Annotated in this window: 30 protein-coding genes; all 30 read left to right on the top strand. The window is 49.2% G+C overall.

The genetic code is table 11. The annotated features are described in order from the left end of the window. Window positions 1-69: 69 nt before the first annotated feature. The 30 genes from rpsL to FIM25_RS07780 all read left to right on the top strand — a co-directional run bounded on the left by rpsL (window position 70) and on the right by FIM25_RS07780 (window position 14,693). Complete coding sequence (rpsL, locus tag FIM25_RS07925) at window positions 70-441, top strand: 30S ribosomal protein S12 (protein ID WP_139448046.1); 372 nt, start codon at window positions 70-72, stop codon at window positions 439-441. Between the two features lie 23 nt (window positions 442-464). Further along, window positions 465-935 (top strand): 30S ribosomal protein S7, encoded by a 471-nt coding sequence (gene rpsG, locus FIM25_RS07920; protein WP_139448044.1) that lies wholly within the window; start codon window positions 465-467, stop codon window positions 933-935. Window positions 936-1,128: 193 nt separating this feature from the next. Continuing rightward, entirely contained in the window at window positions 1,129-1,437 is a 309-nt protein-coding gene (gene rpsJ, locus FIM25_RS07915; RefSeq protein ID WP_139448042.1) for a 30S ribosomal protein S10, read from the top strand. A 15-nt stretch (window positions 1,438-1,452) separates the two neighbouring features. Then, the gene (rplC, locus tag FIM25_RS07910) at window positions 1,453-2,085 is read left to right on the top strand and encodes a 50S ribosomal protein L3 (RefSeq protein WP_139448040.1); all 633 of its coding nucleotides are present in this window, start codon (window positions 1,453-1,455) and stop codon (window positions 2,083-2,085) included. Between the two features lie 52 nt (window positions 2,086-2,137). Then, on the top strand, window positions 2,138-2,761 hold the full coding sequence (rplD, locus tag FIM25_RS07905; protein WP_139448038.1) for a 50S ribosomal protein L4: 624 nt from the start codon (window positions 2,138-2,140) through the stop codon (window positions 2,759-2,761). Then, window positions 2,758-3,045 (top strand): 50S ribosomal protein L23, encoded by a 288-nt coding sequence (gene rplW / locus FIM25_RS07900; RefSeq protein ID WP_139448036.1) that lies wholly within the window; start codon window positions 2,758-2,760, stop codon window positions 3,043-3,045. The genes rplD and rplW overlap by 4 nt, the downstream gene beginning before the upstream one ends. Window positions 3,046-3,059: 14 nt before the next feature. Then, a complete protein-coding gene (rplB, locus tag FIM25_RS07895; protein ID WP_139448034.1) occupies window positions 3,060-3,884 on the top strand; it encodes a 50S ribosomal protein L2 in 825 nt (274 codons plus the stop codon). A 45-nt stretch (window positions 3,885-3,929) separates the two neighbouring features. After that, window positions 3,930-4,211 (top strand): 30S ribosomal protein S19, encoded by a 282-nt coding sequence (rpsS, locus tag FIM25_RS07890; protein ID WP_139448032.1) that lies wholly within the window; start codon window positions 3,930-3,932, stop codon window positions 4,209-4,211. A 12-nt stretch (window positions 4,212-4,223) separates the two neighbouring features. Then, a complete protein-coding gene (gene rplV / locus FIM25_RS07885) occupies window positions 4,224-4,559 on the top strand; it encodes a 50S ribosomal protein L22 (RefSeq protein ID WP_139448224.1) in 336 nt (111 codons plus the stop codon). 13 nt (window positions 4,560-4,572) lie between these two features. Then, window positions 4,573-5,229 (top strand): 30S ribosomal protein S3, encoded by a 657-nt coding sequence (rpsC, locus tag FIM25_RS07880; protein ID WP_139448030.1) that lies wholly within the window; start codon window positions 4,573-4,575, stop codon window positions 5,227-5,229. Window positions 5,230-5,252: 23 nt separating this feature from the next. Further along, on the top strand, window positions 5,253-5,669 hold the full coding sequence (gene rplP / locus FIM25_RS07875) for a 50S ribosomal protein L16 (protein WP_139448028.1): 417 nt from the start codon (window positions 5,253-5,255) through the stop codon (window positions 5,667-5,669). After that, entirely contained in the window at window positions 5,666-5,869 is a 204-nt protein-coding gene (gene rpmC / locus FIM25_RS07870; protein WP_139448026.1) for a 50S ribosomal protein L29, read from the top strand. The genes rplP and rpmC overlap by 4 nt, the downstream gene beginning before the upstream one ends. Then, entirely contained in the window at window positions 5,869-6,126 is a 258-nt protein-coding gene (gene rpsQ, locus FIM25_RS07865) for a 30S ribosomal protein S17 (protein ID WP_139448024.1), read from the top strand. Before rpmC ends, rpsQ begins: the two co-directional genes overlap by 1 nt. A gap of 17 nt (window positions 6,127-6,143) precedes the next feature. Beyond that, window positions 6,144-6,512, top strand: coding sequence for a 50S ribosomal protein L14 (gene rplN / locus FIM25_RS07860; protein WP_139448022.1), 369 nt, complete (start codon window positions 6,144-6,146; stop codon window positions 6,510-6,512). A 31-nt stretch (window positions 6,513-6,543) separates the two neighbouring features. Further along, entirely contained in the window at window positions 6,544-6,870 is a 327-nt protein-coding gene (gene rplX / locus FIM25_RS07855) for a 50S ribosomal protein L24 (RefSeq protein ID WP_139448021.1), read from the top strand. A gap of 39 nt (window positions 6,871-6,909) precedes the next feature. Further along, window positions 6,910-7,449 (top strand): 50S ribosomal protein L5, encoded by a 540-nt coding sequence (gene rplE / locus FIM25_RS07850; RefSeq protein ID WP_139448019.1) that lies wholly within the window; start codon window positions 6,910-6,912, stop codon window positions 7,447-7,449. Beyond that, complete coding sequence (locus FIM25_RS07845) at window positions 7,397-7,672, top strand: type Z 30S ribosomal protein S14 (protein ID WP_425456380.1); 276 nt, start codon at window positions 7,397-7,399, stop codon at window positions 7,670-7,672. Before rplE ends, FIM25_RS07845 begins: the two co-directional genes overlap by 53 nt. Window positions 7,673-7,719: 47 nt before the next feature. Next, window positions 7,720-8,121, top strand: coding sequence for a 30S ribosomal protein S8 (gene rpsH / locus FIM25_RS07840; RefSeq protein WP_139448015.1), 402 nt, complete (start codon window positions 7,720-7,722; stop codon window positions 8,119-8,121). Window positions 8,122-8,137: 16 nt separating this feature from the next. Further along, window positions 8,138-8,674 (top strand): 50S ribosomal protein L6, encoded by a 537-nt coding sequence (gene rplF, locus FIM25_RS07835; RefSeq protein WP_139448013.1) that lies wholly within the window; start codon window positions 8,138-8,140, stop codon window positions 8,672-8,674. Window positions 8,675-8,742: 68 nt separating this feature from the next. Continuing rightward, entirely contained in the window at window positions 8,743-9,108 is a 366-nt protein-coding gene (gene rplR / locus FIM25_RS07830; RefSeq protein ID WP_139448011.1) for a 50S ribosomal protein L18, read from the top strand. Between the two features lie 17 nt (window positions 9,109-9,125). Next, window positions 9,126-9,623, top strand: a complete 498-nt coding sequence (gene rpsE / locus FIM25_RS07825; RefSeq protein WP_139448009.1) for a 30S ribosomal protein S5 — start codon at window positions 9,126-9,128, stop codon at window positions 9,621-9,623. A 14-nt stretch (window positions 9,624-9,637) separates the two neighbouring features. Next, window positions 9,638-9,820, top strand: coding sequence for a 50S ribosomal protein L30 (rpmD, locus tag FIM25_RS07820; RefSeq protein ID WP_139448007.1), 183 nt, complete (start codon window positions 9,638-9,640; stop codon window positions 9,818-9,820). Between the two features lies 1 nt (window position 9,821). Next, window positions 9,822-10,262 (top strand): 50S ribosomal protein L15, encoded by a 441-nt coding sequence (rplO, locus tag FIM25_RS07815; RefSeq protein ID WP_139448005.1) that lies wholly within the window; start codon window positions 9,822-9,824, stop codon window positions 10,260-10,262. Between the two features lie 7 nt (window positions 10,263-10,269). Beyond that, window positions 10,270-11,589 (top strand): preprotein translocase subunit SecY, encoded by a 1,320-nt coding sequence (gene secY, locus FIM25_RS07810; RefSeq protein ID WP_179953247.1) that lies wholly within the window; start codon window positions 10,270-10,272, stop codon window positions 11,587-11,589. Between the two features lie 121 nt (window positions 11,590-11,710). Continuing rightward, a complete protein-coding gene (gene infA / locus FIM25_RS07805) occupies window positions 11,711-11,929 on the top strand; it encodes a translation initiation factor IF-1 (protein ID WP_139448003.1) in 219 nt (72 codons plus the stop codon). A gap of 29 nt (window positions 11,930-11,958) precedes the next feature. Beyond that, complete coding sequence (gene rpmJ / locus FIM25_RS07800) at window positions 11,959-12,072, top strand: 50S ribosomal protein L36 (protein WP_139448001.1); 114 nt, start codon at window positions 11,959-11,961, stop codon at window positions 12,070-12,072. An 11-nt stretch (window positions 12,073-12,083) separates the two neighbouring features. Continuing rightward, window positions 12,084-12,452 carry a 30S ribosomal protein S13 gene (gene rpsM, locus FIM25_RS07795; RefSeq protein ID WP_139447999.1) on the top strand — a complete coding sequence of 123 codons (369 nt, stop codon included), beginning with the start codon at window positions 12,084-12,086 and terminating at the stop codon, window positions 12,450-12,452. Window positions 12,453-12,472: 20 nt separating this feature from the next. After that, the gene (gene rpsK / locus FIM25_RS07790) at window positions 12,473-12,865 is read left to right on the top strand and encodes a 30S ribosomal protein S11 (RefSeq protein ID WP_139447997.1); all 393 of its coding nucleotides are present in this window, start codon (window positions 12,473-12,475) and stop codon (window positions 12,863-12,865) included. A gap of 78 nt (window positions 12,866-12,943) precedes the next feature. After that, the gene (gene rpsD / locus FIM25_RS07785; protein ID WP_139447995.1) at window positions 12,944-13,570 is read left to right on the top strand and encodes a 30S ribosomal protein S4; all 627 of its coding nucleotides are present in this window, start codon (window positions 12,944-12,946) and stop codon (window positions 13,568-13,570) included. 94 nt (window positions 13,571-13,664) lie between these two features. Continuing rightward, window positions 13,665-14,693 (top strand): DNA-directed RNA polymerase subunit alpha, encoded by a 1,029-nt coding sequence (locus tag FIM25_RS07780; protein WP_139447993.1) that lies wholly within the window; start codon window positions 13,665-13,667, stop codon window positions 14,691-14,693. Window positions 14,694-14,697: the final 4 nt, after the last annotated feature.

Here is a 14,697-nt window from a genome sequence, read left to right as displayed (position 1 = left end):
ATGTCTGTATAAAAATAAACATTTTGTCGTAATGGTATTCGGGTCCATTGGAAAGGAGAGAACAAAAAGATGCCAACCATTAACCAGCTCGTCCGGAAAGGACGCAAGCGTATGGTCAGTAAGGTCAGTACGCCGGCGTTGAAGGGGGGGCCGCAGAAGCGGGGTGTTTGTACCCGCGTCTACACCACAACACCGAAGAAGCCTAACTCGGCCCTTCGTAAAGTGGCAAGGGTCCGGTTGACCACGGGAGTAGAGGTTTCAGCCTATATTCCTGGTATTGGTCACAACCTTCAGGAACACTCCGTTGTGCTTGTGGCAGGTGGCCGTGTAAAAGACCTTCCGGGTGTGCGCTATTCCATCGTTCGTGGGGCACTGGACACCCTGGGTGTTGCGGATCGGAAGAAGAGCCGGTCCCTTTACGGTGCTAAGAAACCCAAGTGATGAGAAAAGAGAGAGTATAGGGAATGCCCAGAAGAAGAGAAGTTCCGGAGCGGAAAATGATCCCGGACGCAAAGTACGGAAGCGTCCTTATGAGTCAGTTCATTAACAAGCTGATGCGGGATGGCAAGAAGAGTACCGCCGAATCCATCCTCTATGATGCCTTTGATATTCTGGCTGAAAAAAACGGAGAAGCTCCGCTTGAAACCTTTGAAAAGGCTCTGGAGAATGTCAAGCCCATGCTGGAGGTTAAGTCCCGGCGTGTGGGCGGCGCCTCCTATCAGGTGCCTACGGATGTGAGGCCAAAAAGACGAACGGCCCTTGCCATTCGGTGGCTTATCACTTATGCCCGTGCACGGGGTGAAAAGACCATGGCCAGCCGGCTGGCGGCGGAGTTTCTCGATGCTGCCAACAAGCGTGGGGCTTCCGTGAAAAAGCGTGAAGATACCCACCGTATGGCTGAAGCCAACAAGGCATTTGCCCATTATCGTTGGTAGCCGACGGTCTTAAGCGGAAAAGCCGGGATTCTGGAAAGAATCAGGACATAACAGACCGGCGAGAAAGATAAGAATTCAATCCGCAGGCATAGCACTGGCAGGCTCCGGAGTGTATCAGGAAAAGAAGCAGGTGGAGCTGCTGTAAGGGTGCCGGTATGAGGCTAACAGAGAAACTAATGGAAAATTTGATACTATGATGAACGCGAAAATCAGAATCAGGCTGCGGGCCTACGATCACAAGCTGCTGGATCAGTCTGCGCTGGATATCGTGGATACCGCCAAAAAGACCGGTGCCAAGATAGTCGGTCCGATTCCGCTTCCGACGAGCATAAACAAGTTTTGTGTTCTCCGGTCTCCCCATGTCAACAAAAAGTCCCGGGAGCAGTTTGAAATCCGGACGCACAAGCGTATGCTTGACATTCTGGAGCCGACCCAGCAGACGGTCGATGCCTTGATGAAGTTGGACCTGTCTCCCGGTGTAGACGTGGAGATCAAACTGTAAGAGGAAGCTTTGATCATGTGCAAAGGACTGATCGCAAAAAAGCTGGGGATGACAAGGATCTTTAACCAGGATGGGAACAGTATTCCCGTTACCGTCGTCCAGGCCGGTCCCTGTGTTGTTACCCAGATTAAAACAGTAGAAACCGATGGCTACAATGCGTTGCAGGTAGCTTTTGGTCCGAAAAAAGAACAGCGAGTAAACAAGCCCATGAAGGGCCATTTTGCCAAGGCCGGAGTTCAGTGCTTCTCCGTGGTAAAGGAGTTTGCAGTGGAAGATCCTTCCCTGTTCACGCTGGGTCAGGAAGTTACCGTGGATCTCTTTAAAGTTGGAGATCTTGTGGATGTGGTTGGAACCACTCAGGGTAAAGGTTTTGCCGGTACAGTAAAACGTCATGGTTTTCACCGCGGGCCAGTCACCCATGGTTCCCATAACGTTCGTGCCCCTGGCTCTGTGGGGTGTTCTGCCTGGCCTTCCCGTGTTGTAAAGGGTAAAAAAATGCCCGGTCATATGGGTGTGGATCGTAAAACGGCCAGAAACCTTCAGATAGTAGATATCCGCCCCGAGGAAAATCTCCTCCTGATCAAGGGCGCAGTCCCCGGTCACAAAACCGGAATCCTCGAGATCAAGAAGCGGAAATACCAGAAATAGCTTCCGTCCGGTGCGTCGGGACTGCGGCGTTTGGATATGATGAGGAAACACCATGGCTGTCGTTGATGTTTGGAATAAAGAAGGCGAGAAAGTTTCCCAGTTGGAGCTTTCAGACAGCGTCTTTAATGTGGAAGTGAAGCCTGCTGTGCTGCACGAGGTAGTTAAGATGCAGCTGGCTAAAAGGCGGGCAGGGACTGCGTGCGTAAAAAACCGGTCCGATATTAAGGGTTCTACCCGGAAACTGTTCCGTCAGAAAGGAACCGGCCGTGCGCGGCGCGGAGATATTAAGTCTCCGCTCTTAAGGGGCGGCGGGGTTGTGTTCGGACCCCACCCTCGCTCCTATGCGTACAGTCTCCCCAAGAAGGTTCGGCAGCTGGCGTTGAAAATGGCGCTTAGCAGCAAGCTGAAAAATGAGAACATCAAGGTGCTGGAAGACCTGAGTCTCGACGGAATTAAAACAAAAAATTTCGTTGGTATCATGCAGGTTCTGAACACCCGGAAAACGCTCATTGTCATCGGTGAAGAAAATCGGAATCTTGAGCTTTCCGCCCGGAATATTCCCGGCGTTAAGGTGTTGAAAGCAGAAGGTCTCAATGTTTATGATATTCTCCGCTACGATGATCTTCTGCTTGTGCCGTCTTCGGTTCAGAGTATTGAAGGGAGGTTTGCATCATGAATTACCATGATATTCTTATTCGTCCCCTGAACACGGAAAAAACCAATATCCTTCTTGAAGAAGGCAATAAGGTTACCTTCGAGGTGGCTCCCAAGGCAAACCGTATCGAAGTGAAAAAAGCTATCGAATCGGTTTTTAACGTTAAAATTCTGTCTGTGCACACCCAGAATGTAAAAGGAAAGGTGAAGCAGCGGGGCAGGATTGTCGGCAAGCGGAAAGATTGGAAAAAAGCGATTGCCACGTTAATGCCTGGGGAGAAAATCGAATTTTTTGACGGCGTATAAGCAGAGGGCATCCAATGGCAATTAAGAAAGTAAAGCCTACATCGGCGGGTCGCAGAGCACAGGAGTACTCTGCGTTTGACGAGATTACAAAAAGCACGCCTGAAAAAAGTCTGCTGCGCCCCCTTAGTAAGAGCGGTGGCCGGAACGTCAACGGACGTATAACCTGCCGGCACCGGGGTGGTGGACACAGACGTCATTATCGTATTGTGGATTTCAAGCGGGACAAGGAAAATATTCCGGCCAAGGTAGCGGCCATTGAGTATGATCCCAATCGTACAGCCCGTATTGCACTCCTGCACTATGCAGATGGTGAAAAACGTTATATACTGGCCCCGTTTAATCTGAAGGTCGGTGATACGGTACAGTCCGGAGAAACGGCAGATATCCGTCCAGGTAATACACTGCCTCTGGCTAATATTCCTCTGGGTACCCATATCCATAATATTGAGCTGAAAATTGGCAAGGGCGGACAGATTGTCCGGTCTGCCGGTGCTTCTGCCCAACTTATGGCCAAGGAAGATGGCTATGCACTGGTTAAACTTCCCTCCGGTGAAGTCCGTATGATTCTTCTGCGTTGCAAAGCCACTATAGGTGAGCTGGGTAACAAGGATCATGCCAATCTTTCTCTGGGTAAAGCCGGACGTAAGCGCTGGATGGGTGTTCGTCCAAGTGTGCGTGGTGTAGCCATGAACCCTGTGGATCATCCCATGGGTGGTGGTGAGGGCCGTTCTTCCGGTGGACGTCATCCATGTACTCCCTGGGGTAAGCCCACCAAGGGTTACAGAACCAGGAAAAATAAAGCCACCGACAAGTACATTGTACGACGGCGCTCCAAATAACCGTCTAACACCGGTATGAAACCGGTGCACAGGGAGATTTTTTTCATGCCTCGGTCGCTGAAAAAGGGTCCGTATGTGGACCAGAGTCTTTTCAAGAAAATTGTTACTGCGCAGGAAACCAGGAATAACAAGGTTATTAAAACCTGGTCCAGGCGCTCTACTATTCTTCCCGAAATGGTCGGCCTGACACTGGCTGTTCATAATGGTAAGAAATTCATCCCGGTTTTTGTTTCCGAGAACATGGTAGGGCACAAGTTGGGCGAATTCTCGCCGACGCGGACTTACTATGGTCATGCTGCGGATAAAAAATCCAAAATGAAGAAGTAAAGGATGACGGAGATGGAGGTTAAGGCAGTTACCCGATATGTACGCATCTCTCCCCAGAAGGTACGCATGATCATCGATGCAGTTAAAGGTAAACCGGTGGATGCGGGGATCAATGTGTTGCAGTTTATGCCCCAGAAAGCTGCTGGGATCTTGGGGAAAACGCTCAAATCTGCTGTTGCCAATGCGGATCAGCAGGAAATCGACGTCGACTCCCTTTTTATAAAAAATATTTTCGTAGACCAGGGACCATCCCTCAAAAGATTCCGTCCCCGTGCCCGCGGAAGGGGTTCCCGGATTCTGAAACGGACCAGTCACATTACGGTCATCGTTGCCGAGAAGACGGCCTAGGAAGGAGGAGAGGTTGGGTCAGAAAGTTAATCCGACAGGACTGAGATTGGGGATCATTAAAACCTGGGATTCCCGCTGGTATGCCAAGAAAAGCTATGCTGATTTTATTTATGAAGATTTTAAAATCCGCAGGTTCTTGAAAAAACGCCTGGGTCATGCAGGCGTATCAAAGATTGAAATTGAACGATCCAATAAACGTGTGCGCCTGAGGATTTTTACGGCACGTCCCGGCATTGTTATCGGGAAAAAGGGAGCAGAAATTGCTCAGCTCAAGCAGGAGCTGGCGAAGGTTGTTTCCCAGGAAGTTATGATTGATATTCAGGAAGTGCGCAGGCCGGAGCTGGATGCCCAGCTGGTGGCTGAAAACGTGGCGCAGCAGCTGGAGCGTCGTGTGGCTTTCCGTCGTGCCATGAAAAAAGGTGTTTCTTCAGCCATGCGTTTTGGCGCAGAAGGTGTGAAGATTATCTGCTCCGGCCGTCTTGGTGGCGCGGAAATGGCCCGGACAGAGTGGTATAAAGAGGGACGTATTCCTCTGCATACTCTCCGGGCGGACATTGACTACGGTTTCGCCGAAGCCAAGACGACCTATGGACAGATTGGTGTGAAGGTTTTCATCTTTAAAGGCGAAGTTCTGAGCAAGGACAAAGTTCAGGCGGCTGCCGCCCGGTAGGTCGCTTCAGGAGTTTATGAGACATGCTGAGTCCCAAGAGATTTAAGTTCCGGAAACAGCAGCGTGGCAGAATGAAGGGCACAGCCCAGCGCGGGGCTACTTTGAGTTTCGGTGAGTTTGGTCTTCAGGCCCTTGAGTGCGGCTATATCAACTCCCGTCAGATTGAGTCTGCGCGTATTGCCATGACTCGCCATGTCCGGCGTGGCGGTAAAATGTGGATTAGGATTTTTCCGGATAAACCCATTACTAAAAAACCCGCAGAGGTTCGTATGGGTAAGGGTAAGGGTCCCCATGACAGTTGGGTGGCCGTAATTAAGCCCGGACGGATTCTTTATGAGATGGAAGGTGTATCCCGGGAGAAGGCCATGGAGGCCTTGCGCCTGGCTTCCTACAAACTTCCGGTAAAAACCCGGTTCGTAGAAAGAGGCGATTGGCAATGAAATCAAATGAATTGAGATCGCTTGACATGAATGAGCTTGAAGCCAGATTGAAGGATTTCAGGCAGGAACATATGAACCTGCGTTTCCGTCATGCGACGGCACAGCTCGATAACACAGCCTCCCTTAAACTGATTAAAAAGAAGGTGGCCCGTGTCATGACAGTGATCCAGCAACGGAAATCCAAGGGGCAGGATGCATAATGAATGAGCGTGGAATGAAGCGGCAGCAGCTTGCAACCGTTGTTTCGGACAAAATGGATAAAACCGTTGTTGTCCGGGTAGAGCGGGTGATCAAGCACAAGCTGTACAAAAAGTATGTGAAAACGCATAAGAAGTATGCGGCCCATGACGAGGAAAACGCCTGTAAGATAGGGGATCGTGTGATTATCACGGAAAGCCGTCCCCTAAGCAAAAGTAAACACTGGCGTGTCAGTAAAATCGTTGAAAAAACGGCTTGATATAAGGAAAGATCGCCATGATTCAGGCTGAAAGCAGACTTACGGTGGCAGATAATTCCGGAGCCAAGGAAGTTTATTGCATCAAGGTTCTGGGAGGATCTAAGCGGCGTTACGCCGGCATCGGTGACGTTATTGTGGTGTCTGTCAAAGAAGCGATCCCCAATTCCAAAGTTAAAAAAGGGGATGTGCAGAAAGCAGTGATTGTAAGAACATCCAAGGAGATTTCACGTCCGGATGGTTCCAAAATCCGCTTTGATGACAATTCCGCTGTCTTGATTAACAACAACAGAGAACCCATCGGCACCCGTATCTTCGGACCTGTTGCACGGGAGTTGCGTGCAAAGCGTTTCATGAAGATTGTCTCCCTGGCGCCAGAGGTCCTCTAACCGGCAGCCCACAAGGAGAAACGAGTACGTGATGACGGTAAAGACGAGTATTAAAAAAGAAGACAAGGTCAAGGTTATTGCCGGTAAGGATGAAGGAAAGATCGGCAAGGTTCTCAAGGTGATCCGTAAAGATAACCGGGTAATTGTTGAGAACATCAATAAGGTGAAACGCCATGTGAAGCCGGATATGAAAAATCGGCAGGGCGGGATCATCGAACAGGAGGCCCCGATTCATCTGTCCAATATAATGCTGATGTGCAATCACTGCATGAAGGCATCACGCATCCGGATGCAGGAACTGGAAAACGGAAAAAAAGTGCGTGTATGCAGAAAATGCAATGAAAACATTGACGCTTAATTACCGGGCGGATGGTTCAGGATCGTGCCGGAGGATCGAATGTCGTATTTAAAGAGTAAGTATCAGGGGGAAGTGGTTCCCCAGCTCATGGAAGCCTTTCAGTACAGGAATCCCATGCAGGTTCCCCGGATTGAGAAGGTTGTCCTTAATATGGGTCTTGGTGAAGCTATCCATAACAGCAAAATCCTGGATGCTGCTGCCGATGAACTTGGTAAGATTGCTGGTCAGAAGCCTGTTATTACACGGGCAAAAAAGTCCATTGCTGCGTTTAAACTTCGCGAGGGAATGCCCATTGGCTGTACGGTAACCCTTCGTCAGCAGCGGATGTATGATTTTCTGACGCGTCTTCTCAATGCCGCTTTGCCCCGTGTTCGGGATTTTAAAGGGGTTTCGGGTAAAGCCTTTGATGGTAACGGCAATTATACCCTTGGTATTCGGGAGCAGATCATTTTCCCTGAGATTGACTATGATAAGATAGATAAGGTCAAGGGGCTTAATGTCTGCATTGTGACATCCGCTAAAACAAATGCGGAAGCCAAGGAGTTGCTCCGGCTCATGGGGATGCCTTTCCGGAACTGATGAGAATTATTTCGGAAGGGAATTTAGGAGGAAAAAAGTGGCCAAGAAATCTTTGATCGCAAAAGCAAATCGTAAGCCCAAGTTCCAGGTACGAGCGTATAACCGCTGTCCTGTCTGTGGCCGCCCCAGAGCTTTTCTTCGGAAGTTTGGTTTATGCCGTATCTGTTTTAGAAAGATGGCATCCGAAGGTTTGTTGCCCGGGGTAACCAAGTCCAGCTGGTAAAAGCGGGATCTGGAATGGAATCAAGGGACGATAATGGAGAGAAATAAATGGCAGCAATCATAGATCCCATCGCGGATATGCTGACCCGTATAAGAAATGGCGGGAAAGCAAAATTCGCCAGTGTGGATATGCCCAGCTCTACAATTAAAGTGGAACTTGCAAGGGTTCTCAAGGAGCAGGGTTACGTCAAAAATTTCAAAAAAGTTGATGATGGCAAACAGGGCATTCTTCGGGTGTATCTGAAGTATTCAGAGGGCCAGAAGCATGTGATTTATGGCATTGACCGCGTGAGCAAGCCCAGTTGTCGGACCTATGCAAAGACTGGTGAGATAAAGCCCGTTCTTAATGGACTTGGCATAGCGATTCTTTCCACCTCCAAGGGGATTCTCACCGACAAGCAGGCCAAGACTGAGAATGTCGGTGGAGAAGTGCTCTGTAACGTCTGGTAGGAGTCGAGGAGAGATCATGTCAAGAATTGGAAAAAAACCAATCCAGGTTCCGGCCAAGGTTACTGTCCGTTATGCCGATCGTGTGCTGAGCGTTGATGGCCCTCTGGGAAAACTGCAGCGTGAAATTCATCCGTCTGTGGACCTTGAGTTGCTTGAAAATGTAATGCATGTGAAGCCCCTGACGGAAGACAGGCAGGCCGTTGCTTTTCAAGGTATGACCCGGGCGCTGGTGGCTAATATGGTTACCGGTGTCAGTGAAGGTTTTAATAAGGTTCTTCAAATCAATGGTATTGGTTACAGAGCCGAGCTTAAAACTGATGTTCTTACTCTGCATGTGGGCTATTCCAACCCTGTGGACTATCCTGTCCCGGAAGGAATAAGTCTGGCTGTGGCAAAGAACAATGATATTACGATATCCGGTGTTGACAAGCAGAAAGTTGGACAGGTCGCTGCGGAGATCCGGTCCGTTCGTCCTCCTGAACCCTATAAGGGTAAGGGCATCAAGTATGCGGATGAACATATAATTCGTAAGGCTGGTAAGGCCGCTAAGTAAAAAAGGATCGGGCCCAGGCCCAAAGGGGCCATAGTGGGACGTTTCGAAACCAATGAGGATTTAAGGGAATGAGCTGCAATTCCAAAAATGCGACGCGGCTGAAAAGAAAGACCCGTATCCGTAAAAAGATACGGGGAACTGCTGCGCGCCCGAGACTTTGTGTTTTCAGAAGTGCCAGGCATATTTATGCTCAGGTCATTGATGATATTGAAGGGCGTACTCTGTTTTCTGCTTCCAGTGTTGAAAAGGACATAATGGAAACCGAAGAAGCTGGTGCCAAGTTGGAACAGGCAAAAGTAATCGGTAAGAAACTGGCAGAGCGTGCCGTGGCCGGTGGCGTGACCCAGGTGGTCTTTGACCGCAATGGTTTTATTTATCATGGCCGGGTTAAAGCCATGGCCGACGGTGCCAGAGAAGCGGGCCTGGAATTTTAAGGTAAGGAGGCTGTGCCTTGTTTAAAAAAGACACGGGTGAAAAACAGTACATCGACAAGGTTGTGTATATCAACCGCGTTGCCAAGGTAGTCAAGGGTGGTCGTCGGTTCAGTTTCAGCGCCATTGTCGTTGTTGGTGACGGTGAAGGTAAGGTTGGCTGGGGCCTTGGTAAGGCTGGGGAAGTTCCTGAAGCCATCCGTAAAGGTGTTGAGCAGGCCAAGAAGAATATGGTAAAAATTCAACTCACTGCGGAAGGCTCTCTTCCTTTTCAAGTTACCGGGAGATTCGGTGCTGGCAAGGTACTGCTCAAGCCAGCTTCTCAGGGTACTGGGCTGATTGCCGGCGGTGCTGTGCGTGCCGTACTTGAGGCTGTCGGTGTAAAGGACATTCTGACGAAATGCCTTGGGTCCAACAACCCCCATAACATGGTCAAAGCAACCATTGAGGGGCTGAGCAGACTGGAAAGCCCGGCCCAGATTGCCAGACGGCGCGGTCTGCGGATCGAAGATCTGTAAAGGGGAATATCGTAATGGGAACCAAGCTCAATATTCAGTTGGTACGGAGTATGGTGGGTAAACCTGAAAAGCAGCGGAAAGTGCTGCGGGCTCTGGGGTTGACCAAGATGCATAAAATGGTAACCCTTGATGCCAATCCTGCCATACAGGGTATGATTACCAAAATTGCCCATATGGTGAAAGTGGAGGAGGTATAAGATGGTTAAACTCTATGAACTTTCTCCGGCAGAGGGCTCGACCCGTAAACGTAAGCGCAAGGGACGTGGTGTCGCTTCCGGGAATGGTACGACTGCTGGCCGTGGTTACAACGGACAGAATTCCCGTTCCGGCGGTAAAGTCCGTGCCGGTTTTGAAGGTGGGCAGATGCCTTTGCACCGCCGACTTCCCAAGCGCGGCTTCACAAGTATTTTTAAAACTCAGTTTGCCGTTGTTAATCTTTCGGACCTGTCCAGATTTGAAGCTAACTCCCTTGTGGATGAAGCGACACTTCTTCAGGCAGGTGTGGTCAGGCAGGTAAAAGACGGTGTTAAGCTCCTTGCAATGGGAGAAGTCTCAGTGCCTCTGACTGTACAGGTATCCCGGATCAGCCAGGCTGCTAAGGCAAAAATTGAAGCAGCTGGTGGCAAAGTCGAAGGGTAATTGACTTATGGTGGGTAGTGGCTTTCAGAATATTTTCAGGGTACCAGAGTTAAAACGGCGGGTCTTGTTTACCCTGATGATGCTGGTGGTTTACCGTATCGGGGTTCATGTGCCTACTCCTGGCATCGACAGGGAGGCTCTGGGGGCTATTTTTGCCCGGACACAGGGAACCCTTTTTGCCATGTTTGACATGTTTTCCGGTGGGGCCTTGGAACAACTGTCGGTCTTTGCCCTCGGAATCATGCCCTATATAAGTGCCTCCATCATTATTCAGCTGCTTACCGTAGCCGTTCCCCACCTGGAGCGTCTTAAAAAAGAAGGTGAGCAGGGCCGTCGCAAGATTACTCAGTACACCCGTTACGGAACGATTGTCCTTAGTATTATTCAGGGACTTGGTATCAGCATAGGCCTTGAGAGTATGATGGCACCGGGTGGTGGTGCCGTTGTGCTGGAGCCTGGCTGGGGCTTTCGTATCATGACGGTGATTACCCTGACATCCGGGACTGCATTTATCATGTGGCTGGGTGAGCAGGTTACTGAAAGGGGTATTGGAAACGGAATCTCTCTGGTGATTTTTGCTGGAATTGTGGCAGGCTTGCCATCTGCCATGGGAAATACCTTCCGCCTTCTCAAAACTGGTGAGATGGGTATTTTTCTGGTGGTATTCCTTGTAATCATGATGATTGGTGTGGTTGCATTTATTGTTTTTGTGGAACAGGGACAGCGCCGCATCCCGGTACATTATGCAAAACGGGTTGTCGGGAATAAGATGTACGGCGGACAGACATCTCATCTGCCATTGAAGGTTAATACTTCAGGAGTTATTCCACCAATTTTTGCATCTTCCATAATTATGTTTCCGGCAACCATAGCAAGCTTCATTGATCTTCCCATGATGAGGGGAGTTATGGATGCCATGCACCCTGGTGGTTTTCTTTATGAGACTATATTTGTCGTTTTTATTTTTTTCTTCTGCTTTTTTTATACAGCCATTGTATTTAATCCTGTGGATGTGGCAGAGAACATGAGAAAAAATGGCGGATATATTCCCGGAATTCGACCTGGTAAACGGACTTCAGATTTTATTGATAAGGTGCTGACACGCCTGACCCTCAGTGGGGCAACCTATGTGTCAGCTGTATGCGTCCTGCCTTCCATACTCATTACTCAGTTCAATGTGCCCTTTTATTTCGGGGGTACTGCTTTGCTCATCGTTGTGGCGGTTTCTCTGGATACCGTATCTCAAATGGAATCCCACATGCTGACAAGGAACTATGAAGGGTTTTTGAATAAGAAAACAGGAAGGATTCGGGGACGCCGCGGATGATCAGTTTTTCCCGGTCCCTTTGCGGACCGGGAAATAAGTATAGACTCGGGCATCCTGTGGTGTTATATTTCCGGGTCTTTGAATTATACGGGTACACCCTTTGGGGTACCCAGGAGGATCAATGGCCAAGGAAGATGCAATCAAGGTGCAGGGCGAAGTAGTTGAAACCTTGCCTAATGCGATGTTTCGCGTGCGCCTCGAAAACGGGCATGAAATTTTGGCGCATATTTCCGGGAAAATGCGTATGCATTTTATCAAGATTCTGCCCGGAGATAAGGTGACGGTTGAGTTGTCCCCATATGATTTGACCCGGGGACGGATCACCTACCGGTCCAAGTAGGATTCGGTTTAAGAAATGAGGAGCTTCCCATGAAAGTCAGGGCTTCAGTTAAAAAGATTTGCACGAAATGCAAAGTCGTGAAGCGCAAGGGTGTGGTACGTGTTATTTGTGAAATCAAGCGGCATAAACAGCGGCAAGGGTAAAGGGGGATACTTTGGCTCGAATTGCAGGTGTGGATCTTCCCAGAAAAAAGCGTGTGGATATCGCTTTAACGTATATTTATGGTATCGGCAGAACCAGTGCATCGAGAATTGTAGGTGGGCTGGGTCTTGATGGCGCCACCAAGGTTGATGCTCTGACGGATGACGAGATCAATGGTATCCGTAAGGCAATTGACGGGGAGTTCAAGGTGGAAGGAGAACTTCGTTCTGAAGTTTCCATGAACGTCAAGCGGCTGATGGATCTGGGGTGTTACAGGGGCCTGCGGCATCGCAGGGGACTGCCTGTTAATGGTCAGCGGACCCGGACCAATGCGCGGACGCGTAAAGGACCGAGAAGAGCGGCCGTCAAGAAGAAAAAGTAAGCAGGAGACAGGATTAGATTATGGCCAAAGCACGTTCTGCTAAAAAAACCAAAAAGGTTAAAAAGAATATATCGACAGGTGTTGTGCATATTCAGTCCACGTTTAACAACACCATTGTAACCATCTCCGATACAGCCGGTGGTGTGGTTGCCTGGTCCTCTTCCGGAGCCATGGGGTTTAAAGGCTCAAGAAAGAGTACACCTTTTGCTGCCCAGATGGCAGCAGAAGATGCATCCAAAAAAGCCCAGGAACACGGCATGCGTAATGTTGAAGTCTATGTAAAAGGCCCCGGATCGGGTCGTGAATCCGCTCTGCGTGCCATACAGGGAACGGGTTTTACAGTGACCATGATTAAAGATGTCACTCCGGTACCCCATAACGGCTGCCGTCCCCCCAAGCGTCGCCGGGTGTAAATTGAACCCCGGTCCGGCCATAGGCGGGGCATCGGTAATCCATAGTAGCGTAGTGCTGAGTGTTTGAAGGAGGAGACTTTGTCCAGATACCGCGGTTCCGTTTGCCGTATGTGCAGACGTGAAAACATGAAATTATTTCTTAAGGGTGATCGCTGCTTTTCGGACAAATGCAGCTTTGACCGCAGACCTTATGCTCCTGGTCAGCACGGCCAGCGTCGGAGCAAGGTTTCGGATTATGGTATACAGCTTCGTGAAAAACAGAAAGTCAAGCGTTTGTACGGTCTTTCTGAAAAACAGTTCCGGCTTACTTTCAGCAAAGCGGAACAGAAAAAGGGAATAACCGGTGTTAATCTCCTGATGCATCTGGAATCCCGCTTGGATAACGTGGTTTATCGCATGGGTTTTGTGAATTCCCGAACCCAGGGCCGTCATTTTGTCCGTCATAACCATTTTATAGTGAACGGTATTCGGGTGAATATCCCTTCCTATGTGGTTAAGGCTGGTGATGTGATTGAAATTCGTGAAAAAAGCCGGAAGGTTCAGGCTGTAAGTGATGCCATGGATGCTGTGGTGCGTCGTGGTGTTCCCCAGTGGCTGGAACTGGATAAGGATGGATTTAAAGGGACTGTAAAATCTGCACCTGTACGTGAAGATATTACACTGCCAATTCAGGAGCAGCTCATTGTTGAATTGTACTCCAAGTAGGCCCCGTCATCCTCGGTCACATGACCGGGCGGGTAGGGCTGTTGCTTCCCGAACCGGATCGGGCATCCTCTGAACCGATTGGAGATAAGGCCATATGTCATCGAACGAACTTATGTATGTTAACTGGACGGACATGATCAGGCCCGATAAAATCCAGGTGGAGACAACAGAAGAATACGGTAAATTTGTATTCGAGCCCCTGGAACGAGGTTTTGGGACAACCATTGGTAATGCTCTGCGCAGGACGATACTTTCTTCCCTCCATGGTGCTGCCATTGTGTCCGTTAAGTTCGAAGATGTGATGCACGAGTTCACGACGATTCCCCATGTGTTGGAAGATGTCAGTGAAATTATTTTTAACCTCAAGGAAGTTCGTCTTCTTACGGAAGATCCTGATCCTCAGACCATACGTATTGATGTGTCTGAGGGAAAACGCATTACCGCCGCAGATATTATATCGGACAATGGCAGGGTTACTGTCCTGAATCCCGATCACTATATCGCTACCCTGAATACGGGTGGTCGTCTGCAAATGGAAATGACGGTAAGGCTGGGAAAGGGTTTTGCCCTTGCATCTTACAATAAGGATCCCGAAGCGCCTGTGGGAACACTGGCCATTGATTCCGTGTTTTCTCCCATACAGCGGGTTCGTTATACCGTTGGGAATGCACGGGTTGGACAAAAGACGGATTATGATAAGTTGACCCTGGAGGTCTGGACTGACCGCAGTGTTTCTCCGGAGGATGCCGTGGCCTATGCTGCCAAAATTCTCAAGGAGCAGTTGTCAGTATTTATTAATTTTGATGAAGAGGTTGTACCGGAAGTTTCCTTTGTTGAGGAAGAAGAAAGTGGCAGCCGTGAATTCAATGAACATCTTTACAGGAATGTAGATGAGCTTGAACTCTCTGTCCGGAGTGCCAATTGTCTGAAAAATGCAAAGATTCTTAAGATCTGGCAGCTGGTGCAAAAGAGTGAAAATGAGATGCTCAAGACCAAAAATTTCGGTCGCAAATCTTTGAATGAAATCAAGGAAGTCCTTACGGATATGGGATTGTCCCTTGGCATGAAGCTTGAGGGATTTGTACCCTTTGAAGAAGAAGCGACTGAGGAAGACGACGAGTAGGAGA

The organism is Desulfobotulus mexicanus (assembly GCF_006175995.1).
Lineage (GTDB): Bacteria > Desulfobacterota > Desulfobacteria > Desulfobacterales > ASO4-4 > Desulfobotulus > Desulfobotulus mexicanus.
This window is presented reverse-complemented; position numbering and strand designations above follow the sequence as displayed.